18 protein-coding genes and 1 pseudogene are annotated in these 21100 nt (G+C 65.5%); 5 read left to right on the top strand and 14 right to left on the bottom strand.

Annotated features, from left to right (window positions below):
• Nucleotides 1–225: pseudogene (locus tag D6B98_RS23635) on the top strand (C4-dicarboxylate ABC transporter); the annotation flags it as partial.
• A 1039-nt stretch (nt 226–1264) separates the two neighbouring features.
• Here D6B98_RS23635 and D6B98_RS23645 read toward each other — a convergent pair.
• The gene (locus D6B98_RS23645) at nt 1265–4774 is read right to left on the bottom strand and encodes a PAS domain-containing hybrid sensor histidine kinase/response regulator (protein ID WP_126259548.1); all 3510 of its coding nucleotides are present in this window, start codon (nt 4772–4774) and stop codon (nt 1265–1267) included.
• 371 nt (nt 4775–5145) lie between these two features.
• On the bottom strand, nt 5146–6375 hold the full coding sequence (gene hemA, locus D6B98_RS23650; protein ID WP_126259549.1) for a 5-aminolevulinate synthase: 1230 nt from the start codon (nt 6373–6375) through the stop codon (nt 5146–5148).
• Between the two features lie 341 nt (nt 6376–6716).
• Between hemA and aroQ the strand changes: the two genes are divergently transcribed.
• Nucleotides 6717–7148 carry a type II 3-dehydroquinate dehydratase gene (aroQ, locus tag D6B98_RS23655; protein ID WP_126259315.1) on the top strand — a complete coding sequence of 144 codons (432 nt, stop codon included), beginning with the start codon at nt 6717–6719 and terminating at the stop codon, nt 7146–7148.
• Between the two features lie 111 nt (nt 7149–7259).
• On the opposite strand, the gene D6B98_RS23660 is transcribed toward aroQ, so the two are convergent.
• The 4 genes from D6B98_RS23660 to D6B98_RS23675 form a co-directional block, all read right to left on the bottom strand.
• A complete protein-coding gene (locus D6B98_RS23660; RefSeq protein ID WP_126259316.1) occupies nt 7260–8321 on the bottom strand; it encodes an MBL fold metallo-hydrolase in 1062 nt (353 codons plus the stop codon).
• A gap of 398 nt (nt 8322–8719) precedes the next feature.
• Nucleotides 8720–10861, bottom strand: coding sequence for a methyl-accepting chemotaxis protein (locus D6B98_RS23665; protein WP_126259317.1), 2142 nt, complete (start codon nt 10859–10861; stop codon nt 8720–8722).
• Between the two features lie 166 nt (nt 10862–11027).
• Nucleotides 11028–11753, bottom strand: a complete 726-nt coding sequence (locus D6B98_RS23670; protein WP_126259318.1) for an outer membrane protein — start codon at nt 11751–11753, stop codon at nt 11028–11030.
• 224 nt (nt 11754–11977) lie between these two features.
• Nucleotides 11978–12298, bottom strand: a complete 321-nt coding sequence (locus tag D6B98_RS23675; RefSeq protein ID WP_126259319.1) for a hypothetical protein — start codon at nt 12296–12298, stop codon at nt 11978–11980.
• A gap of 174 nt (nt 12299–12472) precedes the next feature.
• Here D6B98_RS23675 and D6B98_RS23680 point away from each other — a divergent pair, with 174 nt between their 5' ends.
• Nucleotides 12473–12772, top strand: coding sequence for a hypothetical protein (locus tag D6B98_RS23680; RefSeq protein WP_245481450.1), 300 nt, complete (start codon nt 12473–12475; stop codon nt 12770–12772).
• 39 nt (nt 12773–12811) lie between these two features.
• Here D6B98_RS23680 and D6B98_RS23685 read toward each other — a convergent pair whose 3' ends face one another.
• The 7 genes from D6B98_RS23685 to D6B98_RS23710 all read right to left on the bottom strand — a co-directional run bounded on the left by D6B98_RS23685 (nt 12812) and on the right by D6B98_RS23710 (nt 19339).
• Nucleotides 12812–13021: a hypothetical protein gene (locus D6B98_RS23685; protein WP_126259320.1), complete on the bottom strand. Its 210-nt coding sequence runs from the start codon at nt 13019–13021 to the stop codon at nt 12812–12814.
• The gene (locus D6B98_RS40075; protein ID WP_164718815.1) at nt 13018–13191 is read right to left on the bottom strand and encodes a hypothetical protein; all 174 of its coding nucleotides are present in this window, start codon (nt 13189–13191) and stop codon (nt 13018–13020) included. Before D6B98_RS40075 ends, D6B98_RS23685 begins: the two co-directional genes overlap by 4 nt.
• A gap of 369 nt (nt 13192–13560) precedes the next feature.
• Nucleotides 13561–15180: an ABC transporter ATP-binding protein gene (locus tag D6B98_RS23690; protein WP_164718842.1), complete on the bottom strand. Its 1620-nt coding sequence runs from the start codon at nt 15178–15180 to the stop codon at nt 13561–13563.
• 2 nt (nt 15181–15182) lie between these two features.
• A complete protein-coding gene (locus D6B98_RS23695) occupies nt 15183–16022 on the bottom strand; it encodes an ABC transporter permease (RefSeq protein WP_126259321.1) in 840 nt (279 codons plus the stop codon).
• On the bottom strand, nt 16019–16990 hold the full coding sequence (locus D6B98_RS23700; protein WP_126259322.1) for an ABC transporter permease: 972 nt from the start codon (nt 16988–16990) through the stop codon (nt 16019–16021). Before D6B98_RS23700 ends, D6B98_RS23695 begins: the two co-directional genes overlap by 4 nt.
• 204 nt (nt 16991–17194) lie before the next feature.
• Complete coding sequence (locus D6B98_RS23705) at nt 17195–18745, bottom strand: ABC transporter substrate-binding protein (RefSeq protein ID WP_126259323.1); 1551 nt, start codon at nt 18743–18745, stop codon at nt 17195–17197.
• 282 nt (nt 18746–19027) lie between these two features.
• The gene (locus tag D6B98_RS23710) at nt 19028–19339 is read right to left on the bottom strand and encodes a hypothetical protein (protein ID WP_126259324.1); all 312 of its coding nucleotides are present in this window, start codon (nt 19337–19339) and stop codon (nt 19028–19030) included.
• Nucleotides 19340–19512: 173 nt separating this feature from the next.
• Between D6B98_RS23710 and irr the strand changes: the two genes are divergently transcribed.
• The gene (gene irr / locus D6B98_RS23715) at nt 19513–19998 is read left to right on the top strand and encodes a Fur family transcriptional regulator Irr (RefSeq protein WP_126259325.1); all 486 of its coding nucleotides are present in this window, start codon (nt 19513–19515) and stop codon (nt 19996–19998) included.
• Nucleotides 19999–20232: 234 nt separating this feature from the next.
• On the opposite strand, the gene D6B98_RS23720 is transcribed toward irr, so the two are convergent.
• Nucleotides 20233–20457, bottom strand: a complete 225-nt coding sequence (locus tag D6B98_RS23720; RefSeq protein WP_126259326.1) for a hypothetical protein — start codon at nt 20455–20457, stop codon at nt 20233–20235.
• A 235-nt stretch (nt 20458–20692) separates the two neighbouring features.
• Between D6B98_RS23720 and D6B98_RS23725 the strand changes: the two genes are divergently transcribed.
• Nucleotides 20693–20983 (top strand): hypothetical protein, encoded by a 291-nt coding sequence (locus tag D6B98_RS23725; RefSeq protein ID WP_126259327.1) that lies wholly within the window; start codon nt 20693–20695, stop codon nt 20981–20983.
• Nucleotides 20984–21100 lie beyond the last annotated feature (117 nt).

Consider the following 21100-nt stretch of genomic DNA (forward strand, 5'->3'; position numbering starts at 1 on the left):
CGGGGCGTGGCGCCGAAGGAGGTCAAGAGCTCGGACATCTATTGGGGCGCGATGCCCTGGATCGGCCTGCAGGCGATCATGGTTGCGGTCGTCATTGCATTCCCGATTACGGTCACCGGATTGCTGGACGCTCCCAGGAAGGTGGATCTGGACAAGATCAAGATCGAAATTCCGGAGATCGAGCTGCCGCCGCCGGTATCCGATCTCGGGCAACCCAGGAACTAAGGGACGTCCACCGAGGCACTGCGCGGTTCGCCAACCCGGACGTCCGACACTCTCTGTCTTTCGCGCTGCCGCTGGAGATGAGCGGACATCATATGCGCGTTCTTCGAAGCATGATCTTGCGGGGACATGCCCGAGGCCCAAGGGATTGGGTCGTCGTCGCTCAAAACGGCAACGGCTGGGTCAATCGACCGACGGGCAAAGATTCTCCTTTACAGAAATTCGGATTTAGCGTAGATGTTGCCCACCTTGATCCTGCGAAGAGGGGCGGTCGTACGTCGTCACGAGCCGCGGATCGGGCTGCGGTGGACGCATTGGCGCCGTCGCGGATGCGAGATGCAGGGCGGGGTGATGGATTGAGCCGATCCCCGTGAGCTTTTCGCAAGCCGCGTTGTACGAACGGCGCGCAAGCGTACGGCAAAACCGTGTGGTCCTGGCCGTCGTTGCTACGGTCAAGCCTTGCGGAGGCGACATGGCGCCAACCGGCGCAATGCCGGCGACTTCCGTGAGGCGAGGGAGGCCAGAAGGAAAGTTCGGCTCCCGGGAGAGCACGGCATAAGCCGTCCGACCATCGCGCAGGGAAGGCCGTGTGTTCGGCTACACCTGTATGCTGCTGTGCGGTTCTTCCTGCGTGTGCATTTCGCGCAGCGGACCGCGGGTGCCGGCCGGCACCCGGCCTTCCTTGCGCCCTTTTCTCCAAGGAGGGCGTGACGAGAAGCACAAAACTCGGGCGAATCGCGCCGCGAGAACGTGCAGGCGTGTCTGCGAGAGGAAATACGAATTGGATGACGACGCTGTTGCGTCACTGACGCGTCAAATGGTGCGGAGAGAGCAATTACATCTCACTCTCGTGCCCCGGACGCAGCGCAGCGTCCCCCCGGCGATGCGAAGCATCGGCCGGTGCGGTGCGCTGCAGAGCCGGGCCCATCTCGCCGCGCAGTGCCGTGCCGCTCTGGGTCCCGGCTCGGCGCCGCAACGCTGGCGCGTTCCGGCTTGTCCGGGACACGGAGTGCTCACGTGGGGGCGCTCGCAATTGCGCGCTTCACTCCGCCGCCACCATCTGCTGCGTGCGCCACTGGCCGAGCAGGGCGCGGAGCGAGGCCGGCTTGACCGGCTTGTTGAGCACCGCGACCTTCTCGTCGCGGGCGGCGATCTGCACGGCGGGGCTGCGGTCGGCCGTGATCAGGATCGCGGGGATGCCGTCGCCGAAACGGCGGCGGATCTCGCGGATCGCGGCGATCCCGTTGCCGCGATCGAGATGATAGTCGACCAAGAGGCCGGTGACGCGGCGGCCGGCGGTTTCGATCGCGGCGATCGCGCCTTCGGGATCGGCGACCGCGATCACCTCGGCGTCCCACGCCTTCAGCAGCGTCCGCATGCCGTCGAGGATCGCCGGGTCGTTCTCGATGCAGACGATCAGTGCGCCCGAGATCGGCGTGTGCGCCAGCGGCGTCGCGCTGGTTACGGCCGCGGTGTGGGTGATCGCCTTCGCCGTCGGCACCGTCACGGAGAACACCGAGCCGCCGCTTGCGGTCCCGTCGATGGCGATGCCGTGCTTGAGCACCCGCGCCAGCCGTTCGACGATCGAGAGCCCGAGGCCGAGGCCGCGCGCGATGCGCGCGCCCTGCTCCAGGCGATGAAATTCCTTGAAGATCTCGCCGCGCTTGATCGGCGGGATGCCGACCCCGGTGTCGTAGACGCAGATCTTGAGCGAAGGGCCCTGGCGGCGACAGCCGACCAGCACGCGGCCGCGCGGGGTGTATTTGATCGCGTTCGAGATCAGGTTCTGCAGCAGGCGCCGCAGCAGGAGCCGATCCGATTCGACCGGCAGCGAGCAGGGCACGAAGACGAGCTCGAGGCCCTTGGCGCGCGCGATCGGTGCGAACTCGATCTCCAGCGAGCGCATCAGATCGGCCATCTTGAAGCTCGAGATCGAGGTCGTCATCGCGCCGGCGTCCAGCCGCGAGATGTCCAGCAGCGCGCCCAGGATCTCTTCGATCGCCTGCAGCGATTCGTCGATGTTCTCGACCAGCCGGGTCTCCTCGCCGCTGTGCTGGCGCTCGACCAGGCTCGTGACATAGAGCCGGGCCGCGTTCAGCGGCTGGAGAATGTCGTGGCTGGCGGCGGCGAGGAAGCGGGTCTTGGAGATGCTGGCGTCTTCCGCCGCGCTCTTGGCCAGGGCGAGCTCGGAATTCAGCCGCGTCAGCTCCTCGGTACGGTCGCGCACGCGCTTTTCCAGCGTCGCGTTGGCGCGCTCCAGCGCTTCGGCCGCCTCGAAGCTGGGCGTGACGTCGGTGAAGGTGATGACGAAGCCGCCGCCCGGCATGCGGTTGGTGAGCACCTCAATCACCATATGGCGTTCCGGCAGGCGTTCGAGATACGGCTCGCTGTCGGTGGTGTAGGCCGCGAGCCGCTGCTCGATCATCGCCTCGCTGTCGGCCTGACGGTCCGGACCGCCGACGTCCATGAATTCCAGGATCTCGCGCAGGGGCGTGCCGAACTGGACGATGTGCGGGGGCACATTGAGGAGATCGCCGAACTGCCGGTTGGAGCAGATCAGCTGCAGGTCGGCATCGAACACCGCGATGCCCTGGCGGACGTGGTTGAGCGCGGTCTGCAGGATCTCGCGGTTGAAATGCAGCGCCGCGTGGGAATCGTCGAGCAGCTTCAGCGCGGCCTTGGCCGAAACCGTCCGCTTGCGCAGCAGCAGCGACATCACGAGGCGGGAGGAGGCGGCGCCAATCGAGGAGGCGATCAGGTGCTCGGCGTGCTGCAACAGCTCGAAATCGGCTGGCGCTCCGGACTCCAATCGCAAATTGCGCCGCGCGGAGAACGCCTCGAAGGAATGCCGCGCACGGTCGGGTCCGAGATATTGCGCCACCGTGGTCTGGATGTCCTGCACGGTGACGGTGGTGCGCCAGCGGCGGAAACTCGGGGAGATCGGCGCAAGCGTATCGGGCACGAACAGATCGGCCTGCAACAGCTCGATGGACGAGGGCCTTCGCGCCAGCGACAGCAGCACATAGGTCAGGATGTTGAGCGATAGCGACCAGATGACGCCGTGCATCAGCGGCGGCAGGTCGGAGCCGAACAGCGCCCGCGGCCGCAGTGCCTCGATGCCGAACGGGCCGTGCTGGAGCAACAGGATGCCCGATGTCGAGGAATCCATGAAGCTCGGCATGAACAGCGTGTAGAGCCACACCGCGAAGCCGACCAGCATGCCCCCGATCGCGCCGCGCGCGGTGGCGCGCCGCCACAGCAGTCCGCCGAAGAAGCTCGGGGCAAGCTGGGCGATGGCGGCAAAAGAGAGCAGGCCGATCGCCGCGAGCTGGGTATTGCCGAGCGCGCGGTAGTAGAAATAGGCCATCACCATGATGGCGAAGATCGCGAGCCGCCGCGAGCGCAGCAGGAAGTTGCTGAAATCGGCGCCGCCGGTCCGCCCCTCAGGCCGCCGCTGCAGCACCAGGGGCACCACGAGGTCGTTCGAGACCATGATGGAGAGCGCGACGCATTCCACGATCACCATCGCGGTCGCCGCGGACAGGCCGCCGACGAACACGACGACGCTGAGCAGATCCGCACCTCCCTCCATCGGCAACGCCAGCACGTACATATCGGGTTCGGCCGCGCCGAATGGGAAGGTGACGAGGCCGGCGAGCGCGATCGGGATCACGAACAGATTGATGGCGACGAGGTAGAGCGGGAACAGCCAGCGCGCGCGGCCGACCTCGGCGTCGGAGGAGTTCTCGACCACACTGACGTGAAACTGGCGCGGCAGCAGCATGATCGCGCAGAGCGACAGCAGCGTCATGGTGAGGAAGTTGCCGATCGACGGCGAGTAGTTGATGGCGCGCACCGCCTCCGGCGTCTTCATGGCGCGCTCCATCAGCTCCTGCGGCGAGAACATCCAGAAGGTGACGAAGATGCCGGCGGCGAGGAAGGCGACCAGCTTGATGATGGATTCGGTCGCGACCGCCAGCATCAGGCCGTGCTGGTGCTCGGTGGCGTCGGTCTGCCGGGTGCCGAACAGCACGGCGAAGGCCGCCATTGCCAGCGTCACCATCAGCGCGACGTCGCCGACGATCGGAATGTGGGAGAAGGCCTGGTCCTCGCTCAGGATCGTCTCCAGCGAGGAGGCGACCGCCTTGAGCTGAAGCGCGATGTAGGGCACCGAGCCGATGATCGCGATTCCGGCGACGGTGGCCGCCACCGCCTGGCTCTTGCCGTAGCGGGCCCCGATGAAGTCGGCGATCGAGGTGATGTTGTGGGCTTTCGCCAGCTGGATCACGCGGCGCAGGACGCCGGCGCCGAGCCCGATCATCAGGATCGGGCCGACATAGATGGCGAGGAAGTCGGTCGAGGTGCGGGTGGCGAAGCCGACCGAGCCGAAGAAGGTCCAGGAGGTGCAATAGATCGCCAGCGACAGCGGATAGATCAGCCCGGGGGTGCGACCGCGCCCGGCCGGCGAGCGGCGGTCGCCATGGCTCGCCACCAGAAACAGAAAGCCGATATAGCCGAAGGCCGCGGCGATCACGCCCCAGTCGTGCAGCATGGCGAGCACGCTTCTCCTGGGCGCCGGTGGCGCCCGAGCTCATTTTCCCTGCGAACCTAGCGCGTTGGACGGGGCGAGGCGACAGCGAAATGCCGGGCTGGGGCGGGAACTGGGGTTGTCGTTAAGTGGGCGGTGTTGGCGGACCTGCCGAGGAAGTCGCCGTGTGGCACCCCCCTCCCTGACCCTCCCCCACAAGGGGGGAGGGAACGGAGAGAGCGTCGATTGTCGCGACGGAGACGAGACAGAGTGGGGTGGCAGATCAAAGTAAGGCGGGCACACCTGTCTCGCTCCCTCCCCCCTTGCGGGGGAGGGTCGGGGAGAGGGGTAGCCACGGGCTCGATAGAAGTTAGCTCCAAGGAGAGGCGAACAGCCTACTCCGCCGCCAGCGACTTGGCGCGCAGCGGCAGGCCGAGGCGGTCCCACACCTGCAGCAGGGCTTCGGCGAGCTGATCGATCAGGCCGTCGTCGTGATAGGGCGAGGGCGTGATGCGCAGCCGCTCGCTGCCCTTGGCGACCGTCGGATAATTGATCGGCTGGATGTAGATGCCGTGCTCCTCGAGCAGGAGATCGGACGCCTGCTTGCACTTCTCGGGATCGCCGACGAACAGCGGCACGATGTGGGTGTCGCTCGACATCACAGGCAGCCCGGCGGCGTTGAGGATCGCCTTGACGCGAGCGGCGCGATCCTGGTGGCGCTCGCGCTCCCAGTTCGAGGCCTTCAGATGCTTGATCGCGGCGGTCGCGGCTGAGCAGATCGCCGGCGGCAGCGCGGTGGTGAAGATGAAGCCCGGCGCATAGGAGCGCACGGCATCGATGATCTGGCCGTTGGCGGCGATGTAGCCGCCGAGGCAGCCGAACGCCTTGGCGAGGGTGCCCTCGAGAACGTCGATGCGGTGCATGACGCCGTCACGCTCGGCGATGCCGCCGCCGCGCGAGCCGTACATGCCGACGGCGTGGACCTCGTCGACATAGGTCATCGCACCGTATTTCTCGGCGAGATCGCAGATCTTGGCGAGCGGGGCGACGTCGCCGTCCATGGAATAGAGGCTTTCGCAGACGATCAGCTTCGGGCGGTTCGGGTCGGCCGCCTTCAGCAGCTCCTCGAGATGCGCAACGTCGTTGTGGCGGAACACGACCCGCTCGCAGCCCGACTGGCGAATGCCCTCGATCATCGAATTGTGGTTGAGCTCGTCCGACAGAATGAGACAGTTCGGAATGAGCTTTGCGATGGTCGGAATGCCGGTCTGGTTCGAGACATAGCCCGAAGTGAACAGCAGCGCGGCTTCCTTGCCGTGGAGATCGGCAAGCTCGGCCTCGAGCTGGACCAGCGGATGATGCGTGCCGGCGATGTTGCGGGTGCCGCCGGCCCCGGTGCCGACGCGCGTCGCGGTCTCGACCATGGCGCCGACCACCTTCGGGTGCTGGCCCATGCCGAGATAGTCGTTGGAGCACCAGATCACGACGTCGCGCTTGCCCTTGGGCGAGTGCCAGACCGCGTGCGGGAACCGGCCGGCCGTGCGCTCGAGGTCCGCGAATACGCGGTAGCGCCGCTCGGCGTGGAGACGATCGAGGGCGGAATCGAAGAACTGGTTGTAATCCATCGGCAAGACCTGCAACGGAACCCGGCCACGGCGGCCGCTCATTTTTAGAGCTTTTCCAGCTCCAATGTCTATGCGCCAGCACACATTTGGTGCGAGCTGCGCGGGTATATTGATAGCGTCGCCTCGCAGGCGATAGTTGATGTGGATCAAACGCCTAACGCGTGCCCGCCGCCGTTGACCGCGGCCCCTGCCAAAGCCGGAGACCGCTGCGGCCGGCTTGGACATTTTGTCCATGGGCCGCCCTGCGTCCATGATGGCCGAGCCGGTCGCGCCGATCTCGTCGTCTTGTTTTCGTCGGGACGCGGATCGGTGCCCGCCAAGCTCATGCGAAAGGACGCCCGATGAAACGTGTCATGATCCTCAACGGTCCCAACCTCAATATGCTCGGCATCCGCGAGCCGCATATCTATGGCACGACGACGCTCGCGGAGGTCAACGCGAGCTGCGCGGACGTGGCGGCCAAGCTCGGCCTCAAGCTCGCCTTCCACCAGTCCAACCACGAGGGCGTGCTCGTCGACCTGATCCAGTCGGCGCGGCAGGATGCCGACGCCATCGTCATCAATCCGGCCGGCTTCTCCTTCACCTCGGTCGCGATCATGGACGCGATCAAGACGTTCGAGGGCCCGGTGCTGGAAGTCCACATCTCCAACATCCACGCCCGCGACGAATATCACCGCCACTCCAAGATCTCGTTCGTGGCGACCGGGGTGATCTGCGGCCTGGGTCCGTTCGGCTATATCGCGGCGCTGCACGCCATCGCGAACATGAAGTGAGATGGTTCCACAAACTCGTCATGCCCGGGCTTGTCCCGGGCATCCACGACCTCGTTCTCTCGCGTGGAAGAACGTGGATGGCCGGGACAAGCCCGGCCATGACGACAACGTCTACGTCGTCCTGAATTGCAGCACGCCGTCCTTCGTCTCGGCCGTCAGCCGGCCCTCGACGATCATGTAGTTGACATGGGCGACCAGCTCGCCGGCGGCAAAGCCCATCTGGTGCTCGTCGAGCACATGCTTGTTGAACACCACAGGCACCAGGGCGCGCGAGGTCTGCGGCAGCTCGCGGCAGGCTTCCGCGATCAGGCGGCAGCGCTCTTCATGGTGGTCGGCGAGCTGCTTGATGCGCGTCTTCAGTCCGTAGAACGGCACGCCGTGGCCGGGCAGCACCAGCACGTCATAGGGCAGCGTCGTGGTGAGGCTGGCGAGCGAGGCCAGGTATTCGCCGAGTGAATTCTGATCGGGCTCGACCGCCCAGACGCTGACATTGGGCGAGATCTTGCTCAGCACCTGGTCGGCGGAGAGGAACAGCTTGTCGTCGGCGCAATACAGCATCACCTGGTCGAGCGCGTGGCCGCCGCCGGTGATCACCTTGAAGCGGCGCGTGCCGATGACGACGTCGTCGCCATGGGAGATGCGGCGGTAGGAGGGCGGCAGCACCGAGACGCGCTTGAGATAATCCTGGCCGCGGCCCAGCAGCTTTTCGGTGAGCGACTCGTCCATGCCGTGGCGGCGGAAGAACAGCCGCTGCGCCTCCTGCCGCTCCGCGGTGCCGCGGTTCTGGTGATAGACCGATTGCAGATACTCGACCTGCGACATCACCAGCGGGCAGTTGAACCGCTCGACCACCCAGCCCGCAAGTCCGACATGGTCGGGATGAGAGTGGGTGACGATCAGGCGCGTGATGTTGACGCCTTTCAGCGGCCCGTCGAACAGCTTGGTCCAGGCCTCGATCGTCTCCTCGTTGCCGAAGCCGGTATCCACCATCGCATAGCCGTCGCCGTCGGCGAGCAGGTAGATGTTCACGTGGTTGAGGCGGAACGGCAGCTTCAGCCGCGCCCACAACACCCCGGGCCTGACTTCGACGATCTCGTCGTGGCCGGGATGCTGGTCCCAGGGATAGCGCAGCGCCTCGGCCGAGGACGGTGCGGTGTCGGTTTTCGCGTTCATGCTACCCGCTTAAACCCAGCGCGCGCGGTGCGCCAGCCGAAAAAGGACGGGGCGGGGTCTGCGCATGGCGGTCATACCGGGGGCTTTTTCCGTGATGTGGGACTGCGAGACGCGGGCTCACCCCGACCCTCTCCCGCAGGCGCAGGGCAATCGCATATGGCGCTTTGCGGGACCTGAGCGCGCGCCTCGTCCTTCGAGACGCTTGCTACGCAAGCTCCTCAGGATGAGGCTAAGCAGCATTGGTGCCCGTTGAAACTCGTGCCAAGCACCCGCATCCTCATCCTGAGGGCCCGCCAACGGCGGGCGTCTCGAAGGATGGCCACAGGCGAGATCGGCTCCATATGCGATTGCCCTGCCCGCAGGCGGGAGAGGAAGCGCAGTGCCGATGCCGCGGCGTTCTACGCCGCCCGCATGTTGTTGAGGAACGCGTCGATCTCTCCGCGCAGCAGGTCGGCCTCGCGCCGCAGCGCGTCGGAGGCGCCCAGCACTTCGCTCGCCGCGGCGCCGGCTTCGGCGGAGGCGGTGGAGACGCCGACGATGTTGCTGGAGACTTCGCTGGTGCCGCCGGCCGCATGCTGGATGTTGCGCGCGATCTCGCGGGTGGCGGCGCCCTGCTCCTCGACCGCGGCCGCGATCGTCGTGGTCACGTCGTTGATCTCGCCGATGATCCGGCCGATGCCCTGGATGGCGCCGACCGCCGAGGTCGTGATGTCCTGCATGCTGGCGATCTGGGTGCGGATTTCCTCCGTCGCCTTGGCGGTCTGGCTCGCCAGGCTCTTCACCTCGGAGGCGACCACGGCGAAGCCGCGGCCCGCCTCGCCCGCACGCGCCGCCTCGATGGTGGCGTTGAGCGCGAGCAGATTGGTCTGCGAGGCGATGGTCTGGATCAAATCGACCACGACGCTGATGCGGCTCGCGCTGTCGGCGAGGCTCTGCACCGTGGCGTCGGTCGCGCCGGCTTCGTCGACCGCCTTCTTGGCGATCGCGGCCGAGGTCACGACCTGCTTGCTGATTTCCTCGATCGAGGACGACAGCTGCTCGGTGCCCGACGAGACGGTCTGCACGTTGACCGAGGTCTCCTCGGCGGCGGAGGCGACCGCGTTGACCAGCGCGTTGGACTGGTCGGCGGTGGTCGACATGCTCTGCGCGGTCGACTGCATCGAATTGGCCGACTGCGCCAGGTTGTCGAGCGCGGAGCGTACCGTGTTCTCGAACTCGGCGATCTTCGCTTCCATGCGCGCGGCGCGCTCGGCCTTGGCGATGCGGTCCTTGTCCTGCTCGCTGGCGAGCGCCCGGGCTTCGATCATGCTGTCGCGGAACACGGTCAGCGTGTCGTTCATCGCGCCGATCTCGTCCTTGTGCTTGGCGCGCGCGATCTCGGTGTCGAGATCGCCGGCCGAGAGCAGCTGCATGGCGCGCTGCAGGCCGGTGATCCGGCGCAGGATGTTGCGGCCGACATAGAGCCAGACGAACAGCGCCGAGCCGACCAGCATCAAGGCCCCGAGCGCCAGCATCACGGTCGTCGCGAGCGAGGTCTCCTGCTGCGCCTGGGAGGTCGAGGCGTTGGTCTCCTTCTGCACGCCGTCGACGAGCTGCTGCACGCTGATGCCGAGGCCGACATTGAGCTTGCGGGTCTCGTCCAGGATGGTCTGGCCGTAGTCGATGGAGTCTAGCTCCTTCTCACGCAGATTGAACACGCCGGTCTTGCCGGTGCCGAGCGCCAGCAGCTTCTCCGCCGTCTCGCGCAGCATCTTGTTGCCCTGGTTGTCCGGCAGCAGATCGAGGTTGGATCGCAGGCGGCCCTGTGCCGTCTTGAATTCCTTCTGGATGTCGTCGAGCTTGTCGCTGCTGTTGGCCGACAGCGCCGCGCTCATGTCGGCGGCCGCGAGATTGCCGCTGGCGACGACGTTGCCGAGCTGCCCGACGGTCTGCGCGGCGTCGGAGGCATCCGCGGCGGACAGGTCGGCCGAGCCGAGAATGGCGTTGACCCGGGTCTGCGCGTCGAGCATCGCCGGGCTGGCCGCGCCGACGAAGGCGCCCTGCGCGCTGCGCAGCGCGTCATATTGCTTGTCGTGAAGGGCAGCGATATCCAGCCGTTCGCGGGCCGCCTTGGCCAGGCTCTGGGCCGCCTCGTTGATGCTCTTCATCGTCTCGCTCAGTCCGGAGACGACGGTCTTGTCGCCGCCGAGCTGGATGATCTCGGTCAGCTTTTGCTGCGTCTGCTCCTGCAATTCCTTGAGCTTCTTGGTGCGCTCGTTGAGGGCTTCCTCGCTTTGCGCCGCGAGCAGCGCCGGTCCCTGTGCCGCAAGGCTCGCGCTCAGCGCCGACAATTGCAGGCTGGCGGTCAGGCGCGGAATGTCCCGTCCGCTCAGCTCGGTCATGCGTCCGCCGAGATTCTGCAGCGCCAGGCCGGCGCCGGCTGCGATCACGAGGCCCATGCCCGCGATCACCGCGAACGCCGCAAACAGGCTGCCGCGCACGCCCCATGTCGGCATCTTGAATCGACCAAGCAAACGGCCAACGCCCAGACGGATCGCCATCGAAAATTCCCCCAACGTTCTTGCTTCTCTTTGTGGCCGGCAGTATCGGCACCGCCGGTTAAAAAAATCGCAATATCCGCAAACGGTTGCGTCTGTTCCGCAGGGCGAAAAAAGAAGGGCCGGCGACAGCGCCGGCCCTTCCTCATGGTAAAGTTGCGGTAACCGATCAGTAGCGCGCGACCGCTGGGCTTGCCCAGTTGAAGCGGTAATTGACGCCCGCCTTGATGGTGTGGTCGTCGGTGGTGAAGTTGCCGGTGCCGACAAGCGGACCCGCGGTGAAGTGCGCGTCGCCGAAATTGTAATATTGGTACTCGGCCTTGGCCGACCAGTTCGGGGCGAACATGTATTCGAGGCCGGCGCCGACGGTGTAGCCGTTGCGGTGATCGCCCGTGATGACGAAGCCGGTCGGCACGCCGCCGACGGTCACCTTCTCGTTGTTGTCCGAATAGGCATAGCCGCCCTTCACGTAGACGAGGCCGGGGCCCCAGGTGTAGCCGACGCGGCCGGTGATCGAGCCGAGACCGCGCTGGTCGTTGGTGTAGGCGATGCCGCCCGGAAACACGGCGCCGACGCTGCCGGAGAGCCAGGAATATTGGCCCTCGACGCCGACCACGACATTGGGGTGGAACTGCCAGTCCGCACCGACCTGCACGCCGCCGAGGAAACGGCCGTTGCCGTTGTTGCCGGTGGAGAGGCCGCTGAAATTGTTGTCGCTGGAGAAGGCGCCGCCGACATGGCCGCCGATATAGAAACCGGTCCAGTTGTAGATCGGCGCGGCATAGGCCGGCGCGGGCGACTTGTAATAGTTGCGGTTGCCGAGATCGGCGCCGACGGCCGGTGCGGCCGCGCCCATCGCGAGCAGCGCCACGGTCGCAAACAGAATCTTCTTCATCGTCTTGAACTCCAGCACTCAATGTCCCGGCAGGCGCGCTTTCCGCGCCGGCGTTGGTTTTGCAGATAGCTCGCTTTTGATGAAAATGCTGTCACATGCGTGGCACAGCGAGACCCAACCTAACTTATTGGGCTGCAATTGATTTTCGTGCTTAATACCGACTTAAGAAATGCTGAAGGAAGGTTTAACGCCGCAGCGTCTCGGTAACGTCCATGCGCACTTCGTTAACCTAGCCGCCGGCGCGCCTCGTCCCGCATCTGCTGGCGGAACGCCGCGCGCTTCGCAGGTCGGTCCTCCTCGCGCACGTCATGGCGGTCGAAGATGTCGAACTTCTCCAGGATCGGATAGCGCTCGCTCGCCATGGCGAGCACGCGCAGCACCTTGGTCGCCGAGGGCGTCGGGCCGCTCACCTCCCAACGCCGGATGGTGTCGGCGCCGCCTTTCTCCGGTAATCCGCAGAGCTTCGCCATGTCGACCGCGGTGAGCTTCCGCTCGAGGGCGTCGGAGAGGTCGGCGCGGAGTTGCTTCAGTTCAGGGCCGGTCATGTCGCCTCAATCCGCGAAGTCGATGAGGCCAATGCACTAACGCTGATTCGGGTCCATCCGAAGGCGGACCGGGCACCTTCCCCCCGCGCACGGAGTTATGAACGGGGCGGCCCTGGATATCGTCCGCTGAATGGACACATAGCGACAAGGGCGCCAGCTTCGAAGGGATCAGCCATGATGGGATTCAAATTCACTGGCATCAAATTCGCCATTGCCGCCTTCATCGGGGCCGGACTTCTGCTCGCGCCGTTCGCGGCTGAGGCGAAGAAGCAGCGCTCGAGCAGACAATACGGCGCTGGCGTGGTGGCTCCGAACTATGGCGGCGCCGCGTCGCCGGCGGCGCAGCCGAGGGCGTCCTACGGCTCGTCCGGACCGTCGGTCGGCACGGTCACGGCGCCGTCGATCGGATCGTACAATTGGCCGTCGGTCGGCGTGACCAATTCCGTTCCGACCTGGAACAACACCACCCGATAGAGCGATGCCGATCAGCGGATGCCGGCAAGGCGCGAACAGCTAAATTCCGCGGCGGACCTGTTGACCGATCACGCAGCGCCATGCTGCCAGTCGCTCGGTCGGATGCTGGTTCATCCAGTCGGCGAGCTGCGGCGCGCCCATCAGGCAGGACTGCAGCGAGACCTCGGCAAAATCCGAGGTGGTGACGATCTGCTCGTGACAATTGGTCGGAGAAGCGAGACTGCAAAGTACCGCGATGATCTTGATCACGATCGGGTGCTCCCGTCGCCGACGAACGCCCGGCCAAGCGGCGCCTTATCCTGACCTGCGCCGGCCGGATCAGCCGAAGGAAAGATACTGTCGTAGATGGCGCGCGCCTCCTGGATGAGACGCATCCGCTCGCGCTCGGACTTCGAGACAAATCGAATAACTTCGCCCATGTTGGCTCCGTATCAATTGGCATCCGTTATCAGATGACGTAAATCATTCCATCGCGATCTATGGTGCCGGCTTCGCCTTTGAAACGCCCGGCCGATCACGACGGAATAAAAAACGCGTGAGCGTACCCGTGCATCTCAAAACATCCGGCGACCTGATGCGCCGGGTTGAGAAGCCGCTCACCACCTCATATTCGTTGCAAAGGCCCCTTAGCACCGTGCGAGCGAATGCTGGTGCCAGCCTTGCTCCCTGCCTTCATCAGCAAGGATCAGTCCGGAAAGCAAATGCCGTTGGTCCGAATATGTTTCACCTTCGGGGCATGCAAGTTCTTTGGAACCAGCCCGAGATTTGCGGTCTGATGCGGGCAGTGTTCACGCCGCCGGCGCGCGCTCTTTCCGTCCCGGCACCGCCGCCAGCAGCTCGCGCGTATAGGCATGCTCCGGCGCGGCGAACAGCTGTGCCGTCGGCTTCAGCTCGACGATGGCGCCGCGCTGCATCACCGCGATGCGGTCGCAGATCTGGGCGGCGACGCGCAAGTCGTGGGTGATGAACAGCATGGAGAGGCCGAGGCGTGCCTTGAGGTCTTCGAGCAGCCTCAAGACTTGCGCCTGCACGGAGACGTCGAGTGCGGAGACGGCTTCATCCGCGACGATGATCTCCGGCTCGAGCGCCAGCGCGCGCGCAATGCCGATACGCTGGCGCTGGCCGCCGGAGAATTCGTGCGGATAGCGTTCGAGTGCGCCGGCATCGAGGCCGACCATCTTGAGCAGGTCGCGGGCGCGATCGAACGCCGCCTTCGGATCGAGGCCGGCCGCGATCGGGCCGGCGGCGATGATGTGGCCGATCTTGCGGCGCGGATTGAGCGAGGCGAACGGATCCTGGAAGATCATCTGGATGCGATGGCGCTCGGCGCGCAGCGCCTTGCCGGAGAGTGAGGTGAGATCGGTCTCGCCGATCCGCACCGTGCCGCGGTCAGCCTCGATCAGCCGCACCACGAGGCGCGCCACCGATGATTTTCCGGAGCCGGATTCGCCGACGAGGCCGAGCGTCTCGCCCTTGAGGATGTCGAAATTGACCGCGCGCGCGGCATCGACCCGGCGGTCCTCGCGAAACCAGCCGCCTGATGTCACGTAGGTCTTGTCCAGACCGATCACCTCGACCGCCCTGGCCTGACCGTCGAGGGGCTTGCGTGCCGGCGGATTTATCGAGGGGACGGCGGCGAGCAGCGCCTTGGTGTAGTCGTGCTGCGGCTCGTTGAAGACGGCAGAGGCCGGGCCTTCCTCCACCACCTTGCCATGGCGGAGCACCACGACCTGGTCGGCGATGTCGGCGACCACGCCGAAATCGTGCGTGATGAACATCACCGCCATGTTGCGGTCGCGCTGGAGGTTGCGGATCAGCTTGAGAATCTGCGCCTGCGTGGTGACGTCGAGCGCGGTCGTCGGCTCGTCCGCGACCAGCACCGCGGGCTCGAGCGCGAGCGCCATCGCGATCATGGCGCGCTGCCGCTGGCCGCCGGAGAGCTGGTGCGGATAGGCGCGGACGATGCGCTCAGGGTCGGGCAGGCCGACCTCGCGCGCCAGCGCCAGCGCCTTGGCGCGCCGCTGCTTCGGCGTCAGCAGGCCGTGTGCCTCGAACATCTCCGCCATCTGGTCGCCGATCCGCATCAGCGGATTGAGCGCGGTCATGGGTTCCTGAAAGATCATCGCCAGCCGGCGGCCGCGCAGGTCGCGCCAGCCGTCCTCATCGAGCTTGAGCAGGTCGCGGCCTTCGAACTGGATCTCGCCGGCGGCGACAGACACCGTATCAGGCAACAGGCCCATCAGCGCATGTGCGCACATCGACTTGCCGGAGCCGGACTCGCCGACGACGCAGACGATCTTGCCGGGGCGCAAGTCCAGCGAGACGCCGTCGACCGCGAAGGGCCGCTCGGCGCCCTTCGGCAGCGCGATCCTGAGGTTCCTGATGGAGACGGCAGGCGGGGCGGTCAGCATCAGCGTCCCTCCCGCGACAGGCGCGGATTGAGCGCGTCGTTGAGGCCTTCGCCGATCAGGTTCAGCCCGAGCACGGAGATCAGGATGGCGATGCCGGGAAACACCGTGATCCACCACGCCTGGCGGATCACGGTGCGGCCGGCGCCGACCATGTAGCCCCAGGAGATCAGATTGGGATCGCCGAGGCCGAGGAAGGACAGCGAGGATTCCAGGAGAATCGCGGTCGCCACCATCAGCGAGGCCAGCACGATCACCGGCGACAGCGCGTTGGGCAGGATCTCGCGCAGGATGATCCAGGTGTTGCTCTGTCCGGTGACGATTGCCGCCTGGACATATTCGCGCGTGCGCAGCGACAGCACCTCGCCGCGCACGAGGCGGGCGACCGGCGGCCAGCTCACCACCGCGATCGAGGCTACGATAGAATAGATCGAAGGCTGCAGGATCGCGACCAGCACGATCGCGAGCGCGAAGCTCGGAATGGTCTGGAAGAACTCGGTGAAGCGCATCAGGGCGTCGTCGACCCTGCCGCCGAAATAGCCGGCCATCGCGCCGATGGGAATGCCGACGACCAGCGCGACCAGTGTCGAGACGAGACCGACCAATAGCGAGACACGTGCGCCGAAAATCATGCCGGCAAAGACGTCGCGGCCGAGCGCGTCGGTGCCGAGCGGCACGGCGCCGAGCGTGAAGGGCGGCAGGAACGGCCGCTGCACCATGCGCCATGGCGAGTTCGGAAACAGCATCGGTCCGAACAATGCGACGGCGATCGCGAGCAGGAGGATGACGAGCCCGATGACGCCGCTCGGGCTCTTGAACATCGATTTCCAGAACTGTCTCATGAGGCGAATTCGATGCGCGGATCGACCAGGCGATAGACGAGGTCGGTGATGAGGTTGAAGATCAGCACCATGGCGGAGCAGATCACGAACACGCCGAGCAGCAGATTGTAGTCGCGCTGGAGCAGGGCGTCGTACATCAGCCGCCCGATGCCGGGCCAGGCGAACACGGTCTCGGTGATGACGGCGCCGCCGATCAGCGTGCCGGAATGCACGCCGGCGAGCGTCACCACCGGCAGCAGCGCATTGCGCAGCACGTGGCGGCGCTGGATTACGGCGTCGCCAAGGCCTTTCGCGCGCGCGGTCTTGACGAAATCGAGCCGCTTCACCTCCAGCATCGAGGCGCGCGTCATGCGGGTGTAGGTCGCCATGAAGAACAGGCCGAGCGTCATCGCCGGCATGATCAGGTGCTTTGCGACGTCGACCGCGTGGGAAAAGCCGGTGAGGTTGGCGCCGACCGTCTCGTAGCCGAAGCTCGGCAGCCAATCCATGGTGACCGAGAACAGCAGGATACCCATCAGCGCCACCCAGAAGATCGGCATGGCGTAGAAGATCAGCGCAAAGACGGTGATGGCGGTGTCGAGGAAGGTTCCGGCGAAGCGCGCGGCGAAGGTGCCGAAGACAATGCCGAGCATCAGCGAAATCGCAAACGCGGTCAGTGTCAGCAGCAGCGTCGCCGGCAGCCGCTCGCCGATCAGCTTTGCGACCGGCGCCTGCTGGCGGAAGGAGAAGCCGAGGTCGAGGCTGACCACGCCCTTGACGTAGATGAAGAGCTGTTCGGGCAGCGGCTTGTCGAGGCCGAACTTTTCCCGGAGCTGCTTGACGAAGACCTGGTCGCTGGCGCCGGCCTCGCCCGCCATCACGATTGCGGGGTCGCCGGGCGCGAGCCGGATCAGGAAGAAATTGAGGACGACGATCGCGAGCAGGACGATCACGCCCTTCACGACGCGCTGAGAGATGAAGGAGAGCATTTCAAACGGTCATATCTTGGAGCGTGATCTGAAGCCACGTTGACGGTGAGCCCCCTCGCCCCGCTCTTGCGGGGAGAGGGGTGGGGTGAGGGGTTTCTCTCCACACGTGGGAATGCCGATGGACCGGTACCCCCTCACCCGAATATGCGCTTCGCGCACATTCGACCTCTCCCCGCAAGCGGGGAGAGGTGAAAAGAGCAGCGCTCACTTGTCGAGCCATGCGTCCTTGAAGCCGTCATTGACCCCGATCCCCGTGGTGATCAGGTTCTTGACCTTGCAGCGCGTGATGGTCGGAAACTGCAGCTCGAGCATCCAGGCCACCGGCACGTCCTCGACCAGGATCTTCTGCGCCTTCTCGTAGATCTCCTTGCGCTTGGAGTCGGGGGTCGCGACCGCGCCGTCGGCGAACAGCTTGTCGATCTCCGGGTTGGAATAGCCCTCGACGTTGTTGAAGACCTGGCCCTTGGCGATGTTGCTGGAGATATAGTTGCGGCCGACCCCGAGCGCGGGATCGCCGTACTGATAGAGATAGGTGAAGGCGATGTCGTAGTCCCAGTCGCCGATCTTCTGGTTGCCGCCGGCAACGTCGGTGGCGATGGTCTCGATGGTCATGCCGACGTCCTGGAGGTTCTGCTTCACGGCTTCACCCCAGCGTTGCCAGGTCTCGCCATAGGCGAGCGGCAGCAGGCGGATCTTCTCGCCCTTGTAGCCGGCCTCCTTCAGCAGCGCCTTGGCCTTGGCCGGATCGTACGGATATTTCTTCACGTCATCGGTGTAATATTTGATGGTCGAGGCGGACGGGCCGGTCGCGACCTTGCCGAGCCCGTTCCAGATCACGTCCTTGGCGAAATCGCGGTCGATCGCATACATGATCGCCTGCCGCACCCGCTTGTCGGCGAGCGGCCCCTGACGGTTGTTGAGCCACAGCCAGGCCAGCGGCGAGAAGAATTCCCAGCCGGCGCCGGTGACGCAGGTGTCCTTCAGCTTGGACAGCCGCGGCACGTCGAAATTCTCGACCGAGCCGCCGGGCAGCACGTCGACCTTGCCGGTCTCATATGCCACCGAGCGCGCCGCGGCGTCGGGAATGATCTGCCAGTAGATCTCGTCGAGATAGGGCTTGCCCTTCTCGTAATAATTCGGGTTCTTGACCAGGCGGATGAACGAGCCCTTCTGCCATTCCCTGAACATGAAGGGGCCGGTGCCGATGGGCGCGTTGTTGTAGGCGTTGGTCTTCCAGTCGGTGCCTTCATAGAGATGCTTGGGCACCATCGGCATCGAGCCGACCTCGAAGATGCCGAGGAACGGGCCGAACGGCTGCTTCAGCGTGAACACCACTGTGTGAGCGTCGGGTGCCTCGACCTTGTCGACCTGCGCAAGATTGGTGCGGGCGCGCGCATGCGTCTGCTTCAGCATCTCGATCGAGAACAGGACGTCCGCTGCGGTGAAGGGCTTGCCGTCGTGCCAGGTCACGCCCTTCCTGAGCTTGAAGGTGTAGGTCTTGGCGTCCTCGCTGACGCTCCAGCTCTCGGCCAGCTCCGGCTGGGGCTCGAGCTTGGAGCTGTAGCGCAGCAACCCCTCGAAGATGTTGCCCGACACCATCTGGGTCGGACCGTTCTGCACCTGTGCCAGCATCAGGCCGGGCGGCTCAGGCTGGATCACGGCATTGATCACACCGCCTGTCTTCGGCTCTTGCGCCAGAGCCGGGGCCGCAAGGCCGCAAGCCAGGAGGAGACCAAGCAATACTCGTTTTGGCATATCGTAACTTTCTCAAGCGAGGCCGGCCGAAAACGCTTCGCAACGTCCTCGCGCGCAAAGCGACGGCAAGCCCATCCCAGTCCCCATCCGATATCGAGGCTCACATAGTCTCGTTCGGCGCCGCAAGATGAAAGTCTCGACAGCATCAGCACAAAAAATGTACAGCGCGTCCTGTTTTCCCCGTCGGCCTTCGCGCACGGAGCAATCAGGAGGCTTCGGTGTGTCGAGAGTTTTGCGGAGGCGGTGCACAAGCTTGCGCCTGCGACCAAAAGCATCAGGCCGTCATGATGCGTTGAGCGCCCGTCGCAATTCGTCGAGCGCCTCTGCGAGCTGCTCGCGGTGCGCGATATCGTCCCTGGGCATGCCGGCGACGCTGCCGGCGAGTTCACGCAGGATGCCGGCGAGCAGGCCGAAATTGATGTGCAGATGCACCGATTTGCGCTCGTCGGCAGCGCCCGGATGCTGCAGCGTCAGCGCAACGCCGCTGCCGTCGAGCCGCGCCTCGAAGCGCGACGAATGCTCGAAAGTGCCGACATAGAACTTGTCGGGATATTCGAGCGCGACCTCTGCCTTGTCGGGAACCGGTCTGGACATGTGAGCCTCATCGATACCGGCCAATCCTGGCCGGGAATGGACCGGGCCGCCTTGCGATAGGTCAGCTTGCGCATTTGATCTGGCTCAAAGTCGGGCCGCCGCTTTTGCGATCCAATAGCAACTGGCGGAAGGCGGCACTGCCTGTCCTGTTTCCTTGAGCCGTGAGACGATCGATGGACATCCAGGTCAGCCATATCCCGGCGTTTGACGATAACGGACCTGATGCCGCCAGCCTCGAGCCGCCGCCGGATGAGGGCGTGCAGCACTGCCTGCAATTGCTCGGCAATGCCGGCCTGCGCCCGACGCGCCAGCGTCTCGCGCTCGGCCAGTTGCTGTTCCTGGGCGGCCACCGTCACGTCACCGCCGAGAGCCTCTATGAAGAGGCGATGGCGGCGAACGCGTATCTGTCGCTCGCGACCGTCTACAACACGCTGAACCAGTTCACCGAGGCCGGCCTGCTGCGCCGGATCGCGGCCGACGGCATCAAGTCGTTCTTCGACACCGACACGTCGGTGCATCCGCACTTCTATCTCGAAGGCGAGGATGTGCTGGTCGACGTTGCCGACGGCCTCGCCTTCACCAAGATCCCCGAGGCGCTTCCCGGCCACGAGATCGCGCGGCTCGACGTCATTGTCCATCTGCGCCGCAAGCCAACCTAGCGCCGCCGCGTCACGCCTGCCTGGCGCCGGTCACTCTAGCCTCGGTGCGGCACCGAGACGCCCGCCTTTGGCGGGCCGTCAGGATGAGGACCGAGTGTGTGGCGGCAATCTCGACGGGCAAGGACGTGCCTTAGCCTCATCTGAGGGGGCGCGTTAGCGGTGCTCGGGCATCTCCAAGAGGCCGAAGCTCCGCTTCGGCCTCTCTGTCTTCTTCCGAAGGGGAACGACGACCGACTAGCCGCCGCGCGATTCAACGACCTTGCGGCAGGACTCCGAGAGCTTCGACTTGTTCTCGCGCAGGCAGGCGTTCATCTGCGGCGGCTTGCCGACATGTTCGGCGCAGAATTTGCCGGCGTCGCCGCGGCAGGCCATCTGCTCCTGGACCGACGGACCGGATTGTGCGGCAGCGGGCAGGGCGGTGGCAGCGAGCAGCAGCGCGGCAAGAACCGAAATCTTCATAAAGCACCTCTTTGGAATTCTCGTTGGTCCCGACCGGGATCAATCGGGCCGGACCATCCCGCAAAGGCCGGGCGCCGGTCCATGCCATGTTCATGGCACCGGCACGCCCTTCCGGCCGCAGTACCCCCATCTTCATGGCATGTATTCGCGCGCCGTCTTTTGTCATTCAGGCTGCACCTCGGCTGCGAAACTGGTGATTGCATCGGGACGCCGAACGGGAAGCAGGAGAGCAAGAATGTCGAAGAGAGCTGGAGCGCTGAGCGCGGGGCTGACGGTCGTGGCGCTCGCGGGTGCGGCGATGGTGTCGCTGGGCACGAGCCCGGCGCAGGCGGTGGTCTATTGCAAGACGGTCGGCGTGCCCAAGGGCTGCGTGGTGCGGCCGACGGCGGCGGTGGTGGTGGCGCCCGGAGCGCCGGTCGCCGCGGCGGCGGTCGCAACGCCCGGCGTCGGCGCGCCCGGTGTCGGCGTGCGCGCGGGAACGCCGATGAATCGCGGCGGCCCGGTCAACCGCGTCGGCGTGCGCTGACATTTCCATTGAATTGATTGCATTGCTTCGGGCCAACGGAGCCTGCGGACGAACACCCCCCGTCCTCCGCAGGCGGATTTCCCGGCCCGTCCCCTCTCTCCGTGCGCCCCACACATT

The sequence above is a fragment of the Bradyrhizobium sp. LVM 105 genome, assembly GCF_003957705.1.
GTDB classification, from domain to species: Bacteria; Pseudomonadota; Alphaproteobacteria; order Rhizobiales; family Xanthobacteraceae; genus Bradyrhizobium; species Bradyrhizobium frederickii.

What these genes read in the sequence shown, in the direction of transcription:
- D6B98_RS23645 (WP_126259548.1), bottom strand. Translation starts at nt 4,774, where the DNA reads ATGCTGCACGACTGGGGCGTGATCGCCGCGGCCTTCGGCTATATCGGC.
- hemA (WP_126259549.1), bottom strand. Translation starts at nt 6,375, where the DNA reads ATGGATTACAACCAGTTCTTCGATTCCGCCCTCGATCGTCTCCACGCC.
- aroQ (WP_126259315.1), top strand. Translation starts at nt 6,717, where the DNA reads ATGAAACGTGTCATGATCCTCAACGGTCCCAACCTCAATATGCTCGGC.
- D6B98_RS23660 (WP_126259316.1), bottom strand. Translation starts at nt 8,321, where the DNA reads ATGAACGCGAAAACCGACACCGCACCGTCCTCGGCCGAGGCGCTGCGC.
- D6B98_RS23665 (WP_126259317.1), bottom strand. Translation starts at nt 10,861, where the DNA reads ATGGCGATCCGTCTGGGCGTTGGCCGTTTGCTTGGTCGATTCAAGATG.
- D6B98_RS23670 (WP_126259318.1), bottom strand. Translation starts at nt 11,753, where the DNA reads ATGAAGAAGATTCTGTTTGCGACCGTGGCGCTGCTCGCGATGGGCGCG.
- D6B98_RS23675 (WP_126259319.1), bottom strand. Translation starts at nt 12,298, where the DNA reads ATGACCGGCCCTGAACTGAAGCAACTCCGCGCCGACCTCTCCGACGCC.
- D6B98_RS23680 (WP_245481450.1), top strand. Translation starts at nt 12,473, where the DNA reads ATGATGGGATTCAAATTCACTGGCATCAAATTCGCCATTGCCGCCTTC.
- D6B98_RS40075 (WP_164718815.1), bottom strand. Translation starts at nt 13,191, where the DNA reads ATGGGCGAAGTTATTCGATTTGTCTCGAAGTCCGAGCGCGAGCGGATG.
- D6B98_RS23695 (WP_126259321.1), bottom strand. Translation starts at nt 16,022, where the DNA reads ATGAGACAGTTCTGGAAATCGATGTTCAAGAGCCCGAGCGGCGTCATC.
- D6B98_RS23700 (WP_126259322.1), bottom strand. Translation starts at nt 16,990, where the DNA reads ATGCTCTCCTTCATCTCTCAGCGCGTCGTGAAGGGCGTGATCGTCCTG.
- D6B98_RS23705 (WP_126259323.1), bottom strand. Translation starts at nt 18,745, where the DNA reads ATGCCAAAACGAGTATTGCTTGGTCTCCTCCTGGCTTGCGGCCTTGCG.
- D6B98_RS23710 (WP_126259324.1), bottom strand. Translation starts at nt 19,339, where the DNA reads ATGTCCAGACCGGTTCCCGACAAGGCAGAGGTCGCGCTCGAATATCCC.
- irr (WP_126259325.1), top strand. Translation starts at nt 19,513, where the DNA reads ATGGACATCCAGGTCAGCCATATCCCGGCGTTTGACGATAACGGACCT.
- D6B98_RS23720 (WP_126259326.1), bottom strand. Translation starts at nt 20,457, where the DNA reads ATGAAGATTTCGGTTCTTGCCGCGCTGCTGCTCGCTGCCACCGCCCTG.
- D6B98_RS23725 (WP_126259327.1), top strand. Translation starts at nt 20,693, where the DNA reads ATGTCGAAGAGAGCTGGAGCGCTGAGCGCGGGGCTGACGGTCGTGGCG.